Annotated in this window: 7 protein-coding genes; all 7 read right to left on the bottom strand. The window is 65.1% G+C overall.

Annotated elements, in window-relative coordinates; all coding sequences use genetic code 11:
• Positions 1-97 precede the first annotated feature (97 nt).
• The 7 genes from ACF8RA_RS02315 to glgA all read right to left on the bottom strand — a co-directional run bounded on the left by ACF8RA_RS02315 (position 98) and on the right by glgA (position 11,738).
• Entirely contained in the window at positions 98-892 is a 795-nt protein-coding gene (locus ACF8RA_RS02315) for an endonuclease/exonuclease/phosphatase family protein (protein ID WP_176682243.1), read from the bottom strand.
• Positions 893-1,013: 121 nt separating this feature from the next.
• Positions 1,014-3,167, bottom strand: a complete 2,154-nt coding sequence (gene glgX, locus ACF8RA_RS02310; protein WP_176682244.1) for a glycogen debranching protein GlgX — start codon at positions 3,165-3,167, stop codon at positions 1,014-1,016.
• Positions 3,168-3,303: 136 nt separating this feature from the next.
• The gene (locus ACF8RA_RS02305) at positions 3,304-3,570 is read right to left on the bottom strand and encodes a DUF2934 domain-containing protein (RefSeq protein ID WP_176682245.1); all 267 of its coding nucleotides are present in this window, start codon (positions 3,568-3,570) and stop codon (positions 3,304-3,306) included.
• Positions 3,571-3,584: 14 nt separating this feature from the next.
• Positions 3,585-6,359, bottom strand: a complete 2,775-nt coding sequence (locus ACF8RA_RS02300; protein ID WP_392518744.1) for a malto-oligosyltrehalose synthase — start codon at positions 6,357-6,359, stop codon at positions 3,585-3,587.
• Positions 6,356-8,425, bottom strand: a complete 2,070-nt coding sequence (gene malQ, locus ACF8RA_RS02295) for a 4-alpha-glucanotransferase (protein WP_392518743.1) — start codon at positions 8,423-8,425, stop codon at positions 6,356-6,358. The genes ACF8RA_RS02300 and malQ overlap by 4 nt, the downstream gene beginning before the upstream one ends.
• Entirely contained in the window at positions 8,422-10,164 is a 1,743-nt protein-coding gene (treZ, locus tag ACF8RA_RS02290) for a malto-oligosyltrehalose trehalohydrolase (protein WP_392518741.1), read from the bottom strand. Before treZ ends, malQ begins: the two co-directional genes overlap by 4 nt.
• Positions 10,165-10,178: 14 nt before the next feature.
• The gene (glgA, locus tag ACF8RA_RS02285) at positions 10,179-11,738 is read right to left on the bottom strand and encodes a glycogen synthase GlgA (protein WP_176682249.1); all 1,560 of its coding nucleotides are present in this window, start codon (positions 11,736-11,738) and stop codon (positions 10,179-10,181) included.
• Positions 11,739-12,019: the final 281 nt, after the last annotated feature.

Below are 12,019 nucleotides of genomic sequence, written 5' to 3'. Positions count from 1 at the left end.
TGTGCGTTGTGACGCTTAACTCATTGTTTTTTTGAGTAAAGTTTCCGGGTATAGCGGGGTTCGCTATTTGCCGTGCCGTGGCTATGAAGAATGATTGCTAAAGCCGCACTTCTACCGCCAGTGGCAGGTGATCTGACAGGTGCGACCAAGGTTTGTGCCCCAGAATCCGTGGCCCATGGCTTTCGGCGTTACGCAGGTAAATGCGGTCCAGGCGCAGCAATGGCAGGCGGGCAGGGTAGGTGCGGGCGAGGTGGCCATGGTGGCGCTCGAAGGCTTCGTGCAAGTCACGTTGCAGGCCAAGGGTGCGGTTGCCGTGGCTTTTCCAGTCGTTGAAGTCGCCGGCGATGATCACCGGGGCGTTGCCGGGCAGGGAGTCCAGCAGTTTACGCAGCAACTGCAGTTGCTTCTGCCGGTGGCTTTCCAGCAACGACAGGTGCACGCAGACCGCATGCACCTGGCCTTGCCCCGGCACCTCCAGCACACAGTGCAGCAGGCCGCGGCGTTCGGGGCCGGTGATCGACACGTCAAGGTTGCGGTGCTCGATGATCGGGTATTTGGACAGCAACGCATTGCCGTGGTGGCCGTCAGGGTAGACCGCGTTGCGACCATAGGCGAAGTCGCTCCACATGCTGTCGGCGAGGAATTCGTACTGCGAGGTCTGCGGCCAGCCGGGGTAGCGCGCCGCGTGGCGATCGTGGCTGCCGAGCACTTCCTGAAGGAAGACAATGTCGGCCTGTGTGCTGCGCACGGCCTCGCGCAGCTCCGGCAAGATAAAGCGCCGGTTGAAGGCGGTGAAGCCCTTGTGGGTGTTCACCGTCAGTACCCGCAGGCGTTTCACGGCCGGGGCCTGGCTGACGCTGGCGAAACCATTACTGCCGGCTTCGAGGTTCACAATTCCTCCTGAAGTTAACCCTGCCTCACTGTCGCCGCCAGACCCTGTGGAGGCCAATACACCGTTCCCACCGGGTTTGGCGTGGCGATTACAACGTAGGACCTGCCAGGGCTATCACTGTTCACTCCTCGTCGTACTGCAACACCATCAGCAGCATCGACCGACCCTTCACCTCGAAGGTACTGTCGAACTGCAAATGCTGCCCCTTGCGCAACTCTGGCCGGTCGGTATCGACCAGGCAGCTCCAGTAATCGCCTTCAGGCACGGCCGGCAGCTTGAATGGCACGATGTCATGGTGGGCATTGACGATCAGCAGCACGGTGGCCTCGGCACCTGGCCGGGCGATACCGCTGACCTGCGCTCGGCCATCTATCAACATGCCCAGGCAGCGCCCGTGCGGGTCTTCCCATTGCTCAACGCTCATCTCGCTGCCATCGGGTGCCAGCCAAGTCACGTCCTTGACCCCAATTGCCTCATTGTAGTCACCCACCAGAAAGCGTGAGCGGCGCAGCACCGGGTAGGCCAGGCGCAGACGCGTCAGGCGCTTGACGAAGGCCAGCAGCTCTTCGCCTTCCTGGTCCAGGTCCCAGTTCACCCAGCCGATCTCGCTGTCCTGGCAGTAGGCGTTGTTGTTGCCGTGCTGGGTGCGGCTGAACTCGTCGCCGGCAACGATCATTGGCGTGCCCTGCGCCAACAGCAGGGTGGCAAAGTAGTTGCGCATCTGGCGCATGCGCAGGGCATTGATCCCCGGGTCGTCGGTCGGCCCTTCGACGCCGCAGTTCCAGGACAGGTTGTTGTCGGTGCCGTCCTGGTTGTTTTCGTCGTTGTCTTCATTGTGCTTGTGGTTGTAGGACACCAGATCGCGCAGGGTGAAACCATCGTGGGCGGTGATGAAGTTGACCGAGGAATAGGGGCGGCGCCCGCGGTTGTTGAACATGTCGCCCGAGGCGGTCAAGCGCGCGGCAAAATCGGCCAGCTGGCCTTCGTCGCCTTTCCAGAAAGCGCGTGCGGTATCGCGGAAGCGGTCGTTCCATTCCGCCCAGCCCGGGGCAAAGTTGCCCACCTGGTAGCCGCCGGGGCCGCAATCCCACGGTTCGGCAATCAGCTTGACCTGGCTCAGCATCGGGTCCTGGCGGCAGGCGACCAGGAAGCCATGACGCTCGCTGTAGCCATCGTGGTAACGGCCAAGGATGGTCGCCAGGTCGAAGCGAAAGCCGTCCACGTGCATTTCGCCGGCCCAGTAGCGAAGCGAATCGGTGACCAACTGCAGCACGCAGGGGTGGCTCAGGTCCAGGGTGTTGCCGGTGCCCGAGTCGTTGATGTAGTAGCGCTTGTCGTCCGGCATCAGGCGATAATACGAGGCGTTGTCGATGCCGCGCATCGACAGGGTCGGGCCGCGTTCGTTGCCTTCGGCGGTGTGGTTGTAGACCACGTCCAGGATCACCTCCAGCCCGGCGTCGTGCAGGTGCGCGACCATCTCCTTGAACTCGGCGATCTTGCCGCTGGCCAGGTAGCGCGGGTGCGGGGCGAAAAAGGCGATGCTGTTGTAGCCCCAGTAGTTGTTCAGGCCCTTGTCCAGCAGGTGCTGGTCGTTGACGAAGGCGTGAATCGGCAGCAGCTCGATGCTCGACACGCCAAGGTCCTTGATGTGCTTGAGCAGCTCGTCGTTGGCCAAGCCGGCGAAGGTGCCACGCAGTTCTTCAGGCACTGCCGGGTGGCGCATGCTGATGCCGCGGGCATGCGCTTCATAGATGATCGTGCGCTCCCATGGGATCTGCACGCGCTGGTCGCGGCCCCAGGTGAACGCCGGGTCGATGACCTTGCATTTGGGCACGAAAGGCGCGCTGTCGCGCTCGTCGAACGACAGGTCGTCGTCGGGGTGCCCGATGGTGTAGCCGAACAGTGCCTCGGACCATTTCAGGCTGCCGACCAGTTGTTTGGCATACGGGTCGATCAGCAGTTTGTTGGGGTTGAAGCGGTGGCCGTTTTCCGGCTCGTAGGGGCCGTATACCCGGTAGCCATAGACCAGGCCGGGGTGAGCGTCGGGGAGGTAGCCGTGGTAGATCTCATCAGTGTACTCGGGGAGTTCGATGCGCTCGATTTCCTGCTCGCCTGTGGAGTCGAACAGGCACAGCTCGACCTTGGTGGCGTTGGCCGAGAACAGGGCGAAGTTGACCCCTAGGCCATCCCAGGTGGCGCCGAGGGGGAAGGGCAGGCCTTCGCGGATGCGCGATGGTGCGACCGAGCGGGTTTTCTTCGGGGTGCGGGGGCTCATGACGATCCTCGAGTGGCCGTGATGGAAGGGGAATTGTGCTGGCCTGCATTGGCCTCCTCGCGGGTAAACCCGCTCCTACATGCACCTGTGATGAACCTGTAGGAGCGGGTTTACCCGCGAAGAGGCCAGGATAGGCTTAACCGGCAGCAGGCTTTTTCGCCGCCCGGGGCTTTTTCGCCGCAGCAGGTTTGACCCCCGGCAGGGCCGCCGCCTTGGGTTCTGCAGGCGCCTTTGGCTTGGCTGCTGCTTTCTTGCGCGGGGCTGCCTTGGGCGCCAGCGCTTCGGCCTCGGCCAGCTTGCGGGCCATTTCCCAGTGGCGTTCTTCCTCCCCTACAGGCTTACCTTCGGATTCCCAGATCTGGTAGGCAAATTCGCGAATACGCTTTTCATCGACACTCATCATGACGCTCCTGATGCTCAAGATTGTTGTATCAACACGTTGACCGGAAACTCCGCCAGCACGGCGCTCAACAGCAACTCCTTTGAAGAGCTGACCGCCGCACTGGAGAAAAGTCCCGTCGAGTTGGCAGGTGACAAGGCAAACGGCAGTACCAGCCGGGTGTCGTCCCAGTTCTGCGCTGGAATCAACGGTGTAGTGGCCCCTCCGAGCAGGCTGCTGGCCAGGCGCGGGGCGACGACGATGGCGTGCTCGCCTTCCCCTTGGCGAGCAAAGGCAATGACCTTGTCAGCATGGCGGCCCTGTGCGGTCAGTGGCAGGTAGGCACCGCGGCGGAACAGCTCGGCGTGGGCCTGGCGGCAGTCCAGCAGCCGCGCGATCAAGGCCTGTTTGACGCGGCCGTCGCGCCAGTGGGCCAACAGTTCGGCGGCCGGCGTGGCGTCGTCCAGCGTGCGACGCCTCAAAGCGTAGTCCACGGCGCGGCGGTTGTCCGGGTCGACCAGGCTGAAGTCCCAGTATTCGTTACCCTGGTACAGGTCGGGCACACCGGGTGTGGTCATGCGCAACAGGGCCTGGACCAAGCCGTTGAGAGCGCCGGGGCAGGCCAGCAGCTGCGCCGCGTCGGCCAGCGACTTGCGCAGTTGCTGGTTCTCGCTGTCCAGCAGCAGGCCGTGGAGGTAATGAGCGCAGGCGCCTTCATAGGCCTCGTTCGGCGCGCTCCAGCTACTGCGCAGCTTGGCCTCGCGCAGGGCCTTCTGCTGCCACTGGCGAACACGCTCGGCGTAGTGACGCAGGGCATTGTCGTCGTGCAGGTCGAGGTCCAAGGGCCAACTGCCGAGCAGGGTTTGTAGCAGCATCAACTCGTCGCCGGGGCTGGGTGCCAGCCCGTCGTCCAACTGCGCGCGCAGGGGGGCGGCCAGCTCCCGCCAATGCTCCACCCGGCTGGCCAGCCACGTGCCGCGCTCGCTGAGTACGGCCAGGCGTGCACGCGTGTCCTCGCCACGCTTGTGGTCGTGGGTGGCGGTGGTCAGCAGGTTGTCGGGGAAATCGCGCAGGCGCCGCTGGGCCTCGTTGTGGAAATGCATGGGCGGGGCACTGAAGCGCTCTGCCTCGAAGCCCACGTCGTTACGCGACAGCAGCCTGGCGCTGCGGTAGAAGGCGGTGTCTTCCACGGCTTTGGCGGCGCTGGGCGCAGTCAACTGCTGGAAGCGCACGCAGGCGTGGCGCAGTTGCTTGCGGGCACGCCCCGGTGGCAGGTGCCGCCAGGCTTGCCCGCCCAGCCACCGCTCAAGTTGGTCCAGTAGCGGCCAGTCAGCTTCGGCAAGGTCTTGGCGGGCGTTGGTCAGCGCCTGCTGGAAGAACCCTTCGTCCTGCGCCGGGCGCCCGCAGGCATTGAAGTAGGTGCGGTACACCGGGTAATGCGCTACCAATGCCTGCAAGGCCCGGCGAATCGCGCCCAGGGTCAGGTCACGGGTCATCAGGTCGTTGCGCGCCACCTGCAACAGTGCCTGGGCCACCGATTCGCAGTCACCGGCCAGGCTGGCGTTAAGCACCAGGTGGCGGGCCTGGCGCACTTCTTCGGGGAAGTCCGGGCGCTCGCTGACGTTGCTCCACAGCTCGCTCAGCGGCGCTTGGCCGGCCGGATCATGCTGCAGCAGCGACACCTGGTTCATGAACTCGTAGCCGGTGGTGCCGTCGGTAAGCCAGTCGCGGTGCAGGTGCTCGTCGGCACCCAGGATCTTTTCCACGTACAGGGGGAAGTGCTCCAGCCCTGCATTCAGCGGCCGCCGCGCCAGCAGGCCATCAACCCGCCGGCGCAGTTTGCGGCAGTAGCCACGCGGGTCGGCAAGGCCGTCGATATGGTCGATGCGCAGGCCGTCCACCAAGCCGCGTTCGATCAGTTCGAACAGCTTGGCATGGGTGGCTTCGAACACCACGGCGCGCTCCACGCGCAGGCCGCCCAGCTCGTTGATGTCGAAGAAGCGTCGCCAGTTGATGTCGTCGGCAGCGGTGCGCCAGCTGGCCAGGCGGTAGGTCTGGCGCTCCAGCAGCAGGTGCAGGCGCCTGAAACCGGCCTCGCTGCGGCTGTCGAAGGCCACCAGGGCCGATTCGAGGTCGGCACCTTCGCGCACCAGGCGTGCCAGTTCGGCTTGGAGCGGCAGGCTATCGGCCAGCGGGGTGGACGAGTCGCCCAATGCCGTGAAGCGCTCGGCCAGCAAATTGAGCGCAGGCTCTGGGCTGAGCGCGAGAATCCAGCCGTAATCGACCGGGCAGATCGGGAAACGATGCGCGTAATGGGCCACTTGCAGCAGCCCCTGCTGTTTGTCGAACTGCAGCGGTATCTCGCCATTTTTGAGCGCCACGCCGTAGTCGCTGCCGAGGAACGGCAACAGCAGTTGCCCGGCCAGCAGTGGGTCGCTGGAGTGCCACTGGATGTCGAAGAACTCTGCATACGGGCTGCGCCGCCCCCAGGCCAGCAGGCTTTGCCACCAGGGGTTGTCGGCACCGCCCACGGCCATGTGGTTGGACACCGTGTCGAGGATCAGCCCCATGCCATGCTGGCGCAGGGCGGCGACCAGGCGCTCCAGCGCGGCCTCGCCACCCAGTTCCGGGTTGACGCAGGTAGGGTCGACCACGTCGTAGCCATGGCGCGAGCCAGCGCGGGCTTTGAGGATGGGCGAGGCATACAGGTGGCTGATGCCCAGTTGGGCGAAATACGGCACCAGCGGCACGGCGTGATCGAGGGTGAAGTCGCTGTGAAATTGCAGGCGCAGGGTCGCGGTCAGTGGCTTCATCGGTCACGCTCCCACGCCTGTTCGCGGGCCTGGGCCAGCAGCTCCAGGCGCCGTGCGGCGTCCTCGTCGTCGAGCAGTTCGCGAACCGGGCGGGCAAAGCGCCGCCGCCAGTTGGGATGGCCGTTGGTGGTGCCCGGCAGGTTGGGTTGCTCGTCGCAGCCCAGCAGGTCTTCCAACGGCACCAGCACCAGCGGTGCACGGGTATGGCCAACGAAGCGGATGGCCGCATCGATCAGCGCGTCGTTGTCCTTCAGTTCGCCGTAGTTGGCCTCCAGCATGCGGCGCAGGCCGTCGCGTTCTTTCTGACGCTCGTGTCGCCAGTGCAACTCGGTAGCGGCGTCGATCAGTTGCAAACGGTGTCTCCAGTCGATGTCGCGGTTTGCCAGCCAGCCGGCCAGTGGCGCCAGGTCGTGGGTGCCGGTCGTGGCTAGGGCATTGTCGGGCCAGTCGAGAATCGGCTTGAACTGGCCCGGCTGGGTCTGCTCGAACGGCAGCACGCGCATGCCCAGCACTGCCTTCTCGGCCAGCTTTTCGCGCAGGCTGTCGGGCACGGTGCCCAGGTCTTCGCCGAGGATGATCGCCTGGTGACGCACCGACTCCAGCGCCAGCAGGCGCAACAGGTCGTCTAGCGGGTAGTCGAGGTAGGCGCCTTCGCTGGGGTTGGCCCCCTGCGGGATCAGCCATAGCCGGCGCAGGCCCATCACATGGTCGATGCGCAGGCCGCCAGCGTGGGCAAGGTTGGCCCGCAGCATCTCGATGAAGGCGCGATAGCCATTGCGCTTGAGGCCCTCGGGCGAGAAGGCGCAAATGCCCCAGTCCTGCCCGGTGTGGTTGAGGATGTCGGGCGGCGCACCCACGCTCAGGCCGGCCAGCAGTTCGTCCTGGCGGCTCCACGCCTGGCTGCCGGCACCGTCGGCGCCTACCGCCAGGTCGGCGATCAAACCCACGGCCATGCCGTTGCTGCGGGCCGCTTCCTGGGCACGTTGCAGGCCACGTTCGGTCAACCACTGGCAGAAGGCGTGGAACTCGACCTTGGCCGGGTAGGCGTTGGCCAAAGCCTCCACTTCCGGGTGGTAGGGGTCGTGCCAGGCTTTGGGCCAGTTGCGCCAGTCGGCACCGAGGCCGTGCTCCACCGCCTGGGCCTGCAGCACCTCGAAGCGGCAGTGGTGCTCCAGCGTCTGGCCGCCGGCTTCGCGGAAGCTGTCAAAATCCGTGCGTAGCGGGTGGTCGCCTTGGCTGAAACCCTGGTAAAGCGCTTCAAGCAAACGCAGCCGGGCGCTGGCGGCGCGTGGCCAGTCGACCAGAGGGCGTTGTTCCAGCTCTTCGAGTTGTTGCTCCAGCCCGCACGCTTCGATGGCCATACGCACCTCCCGTTCACCCAGTAGCGCCGCGGGGCTGGTGTACAGGGTGTTGAGCAGCAGGCGACTGGAAGGTGAGTAGGGGCTGTAGTGTTCCTGGTCCATGGCCGAGAGGGCGTGAATCGGGCTGATAGCCAAGGCATCGGCGCCGCGCTCGGCGGCCGAGCGGGCCAACTGCTCCAGCGCCAGGCAGTCGCCGAAGCCACCGTCGCCGGGGCGGCGCAGGCTGTACAGCTGCACTGCCAGGCCCCAGCAGCGTGGTGGCGGCTGTTGCACCGTGTCTTCCAGGCTGTGGCAACGTGTTGGCGCCACCGCTACGGTGAAGCGGCGGCTGTCGATTTCCACCTGGTGATAGCCGATAGGCAGCTCGCCGGGCAGGCGCGCCTGGTCATCGAGGCTGAGGGTGACCGAGGTGTGATCTTCCAGGGTGCAGTGGGCCACGCTGGCGGCACTGAAGTAGCGCGCCAGCGCTAGCGGCTGGCCTAGGTCGGCGGTCAGCAAGGGCGGCAGGTGTTCGCTGTCTTCGGCGGTTTCCACCGCACGCAGGCTGGCGGCAACGGCCGCGTCATCGCCGGCCGGATGGCCAAGGCCTTCGAGGATGTTGCGCAGCACTTCGTCGCTGACACGCTGGGGCCTGGCATTGGCGTCAATCCAGTCGCGGTTCAGCCCGACGCTGGTTGCCAGACGATGCAGGGCAGTTTCGCTCATGGGCGCTCCTGGGCAGGGGGAAGCAGGCTGACCACGCAGCTGTACGCAGCCAGGTGGGTATCCGGGTGGCGGGTGTCGCTGCTGTCGAACAGCCGTGTGGATGGCGCGGGCAGTTCGACCGCCTGCGGGGTGTCGGCCAGGTTCAGGTCGATGCGCAGCGTGTTGCCATTGCCTAGCCGCCAGCGCGCGGTCAGCGCTTTGTCAGCGTGCACCTCGGCGCCGAGGGCACGGCTGCCGGGCAAGTGCGGGATGACATGGCGGCGGCGCAGGTCGAGCAGTTGCTGGTAAAGGCCATGCCAGCCGGCGATCACCGCCTTGTTCTGCGGGCGTGAAGAGGCGAACGTCTGTTCGGCGTTGGGGTCGGGAATGTGCTCACGCTGCTTGGGGTCGGCGAACGCGCTGAAGTGGGCGAATTCGCCACGACGGCCTTCGCGTACCGCGTCGGCCAGCGCGTCATGGAAGTCGGTAAAAAACAGGAACGGCTGGCAACTGCCGGCTTCGTCGCCCATGAACAGCAGCGGGATCATCGGTGCCAGCAGCAACAGGCCGGTGGCTGCACGCAAGGCTGGCGCGGGGCACAGGCGGGTCAGGCGCTCACCCAGCGCACGGTTGCCGATCTGGTCGTGGTTCTGCAGGAACAACACGAAGGCGCTGGGCGGTAAATGCCCGCTGGGTTCACCGCGTGGTTTGCCATGCCGGTTGGCCTGGCCCTGGAACACGAAACCTTCGCCAAGGCACCGTGCCAGTTGGTCGATGGGGCGATGCTGGTAGTCGGCATAGTAGCCTTCGGTTTCACCGGTCAGCAGCACATGCAGGGCATTGTGGCCGTCATCGTTCCACTGGGCGTCGTAACCCTGTTCCAGCAGCTCCGCCTGGTTGTGCTCGTTCTCCAGCACCAACCACACGTGCCGGCCTGGTTCTATGGCGGCGCGCACCCGTTGGGCCAGCTCGATCAGAAAATCGGGCTGGTCGATGGCATGCACGGCATCCAGGCGCAGGCCGTCGCAGCGGTAGTCGCACAGCCACATCAGGGCGTTCTGGATAAAGTACTCGCGCACCTGCGGGCGGCGAAAGTCGATGGCCGCGCCCCAGGGGGTCTGCCGGTCTTCACGGAAGAACGGGCTGGCGTACTGGTGCAGGTAATTGCCGTCGGGGCCGAAGTGGTTGTACACCACATCGACCAGCACCATCAGCCTGTAGCCGTGGGCCTGGTCGACCAGTGCGCACAGCTGCTCGGGGCTGCCGTAGGTATTCTGTGGGGCGTATGGCAGCACACCGTCGTAGCCCCAGTTGCGTTCGCCAGGGAACTGCCCCAGCGGCATCAATTCGACCGCGCTGATGCCCAGTTCGGCCAGGCGCGGCAATTGCCTGGCAACCCCGGCGTAACCCTCGAGCAGGCCGACATGTACCTCCTGGATCACGGCCTCATGCCAAGGCCGGCCTTGCCACGGGTGTTGCCAGGCGTAACCGGCCACATCCACGACCTGGCTCGGCCCGTGTACGCCGTCGGGTTGGTAGCGCGAGGCCGGGTCGGCCACCTGCAGCTCACCGTCGATACGGTAGTGGTAACGGTCACCGGCCTGGCATGGCGCCACGCCGCTGTACCAGCCCTCGTCATCCGGCAGCAGTTCGATGGCCGGCTGCCGCTCCAGTTCCACGCTCACGCTGCGCGCATCCGGCGCCCAGAGGGCGAAGCGCGCCGACGTGGCGTCCAGCAAGTGTGCGCCATGTCTGTGCATCTTCCGACCCCCGCTCAGTAGTGGCTCAGCTGTGCCTGCTTGACCAGGTCCTCGTACAGGCGGGCGTAGGGTTCAACCGCCTGGCACCAGTTGAACGGTTGGGTCATCGACAGGCAGCGCATGGCGTTCAGCAGGTCCTTCTTGCCGTATACATAGAAGGCGCGGCTGAGTGCCTCGCGGTAGCTCTCGACGGTAGATTCGTTGAACAGGAAGCCTGTCACGCCGCACTCGATGGTGTCGGCCAGGCCACCGGTATTGCGTGCCACCGGCAGCGAGCCGAAGCGCTGCGCGTACATCTGGCTGAGGCCGCACGGCTCATAGCGCGATGGCATCAGCAGGAAATCGCTGCCGGCGAACATGCGCCGGGCATCGGTTTCATTGAAGCCGATACGCACACCGATGCGGCCCGGGTGACGCAGTGCCAGCTCGCGCATGGCCTGTTCCTCTTCCGGTTCGCCGCGGCCGATGATCGCGATCTGCCCGCCTTGCTCGACGATGTAGTCGGCCACGCCCAAGGTCAGGTCCAGGCCCTTTTGATAGACCAGCCGCGACACAACGGCGAATAGCGGGCCTTCGGAATCTTCCAGGCCGAACAGTTCGCGCACCTCCTGGGCGTTACGCGCTTTGCCCTCCCAGTCGTTGATGCTGAAGTTGTGCTGCAGGTGCTTGTCGGTGGCCGAGTCCCAGCTTTCGTCGATGCCGTTGGGGATGCCACCAAGCAGGCCTTGCTGGGCCTTGCTGGCGAGGAACCCGTCCAGGCCGCAGCCGAATTCCGGGGTGGTGATTTCCCGGGCATAGGTGGCGCTGACTGTGGTGATGTGGCTGGAGTAGGCCAGGCCGGCCTTGAGGAACGACAGCTTGCCGTAGAACTCCATGCCTTCCTGCTGCATGGCATGTTCGGGTATCGCCAGCTCCGGGCTGCAACCGCGGCTGTACACACCTTGGTAAGCCAGGTTGTGGATGGTGAACAGCGTGGGCGTATTCAGGCCGCGCCAGTGCATGTAGGCGGGGGCAAGGCCGGCGGGCCAGTCATGTGCGTGCACCACTTCCGGCGTCCAGTGGATCTTGCCTTCGCCGGCAGCGATTTCGGCGGCAGCCAGGCCCAGGCGGGCAAAGCGGATGTGGTTGTCGGGCCAGTCGCGGCCATTGTTGGCACCATAGGGTGTGCCGTCGCGCTGGTACAGTTCGGGGCAGATCAACACATAGATGACCAGGCCATCGGCCATGTCCATGCGGCCGATCTTGCATGGCGGCAGGGCCGCATGGCCGCCCAGCTCACCCACGATATGTATCGGGTTGTCGCTTTCCATTACCTGGCGGTAGCCGGGGATAAGTACCCGCACATCGTGCAGGTGCGCCAGGGCACGGGGCAGGGCAGCGGACACGTCACCCAGGCCGCCGGTTTTCACCAGGTCGGCGATTTCCGAAGTCACGAACAGAATCTTGCGCATGTTCGGGTTGTGCTGGCGCTGGGCGCCCGGTGCCTTGCCTGTCGTGGCGAAATCCGGGGTGAGCGGCTCGCGGTTATCCGGTTTGAAAGCGTCTACGTGAGGCTCGACAGCGGCACTGATCATACTTCTCTCCGTCCCTATGCTTGGTCGGGTGCTGGCACCCGTGGCGATGTTTCGTGCTGGTTCTCTCTAGTTTGAATCTGCTTAGTGCGTTCCATGCCCCAGGGTCGTGCGCGCAGGCACTACGCGATCAGCATTCCGGCCGAAGGCGCTTGGACTGGTTGGGGGGTGTGGGCCGGGGATCGGGAATAGCCCAATGCGCCTGGCCTACTTATATTCATGACCTGCCGGGTTTCCTGAAAGTTCGACTTTTTTGGGGTCACTCTTCCGTTGAGCAAATGGCG

It is taken from the genome of Pseudomonas sp. FYR_5, from assembly GCF_043106315.1.
GTDB classification, from domain to species: domain Bacteria; phylum Pseudomonadota; class Gammaproteobacteria; order Pseudomonadales; family Pseudomonadaceae; genus Aquipseudomonas; species Aquipseudomonas putida_Y.
The sequence above is the reverse complement of the archived record's forward strand: the minus strand, read 5'-3'. Positions and strand labels throughout refer to the sequence as shown.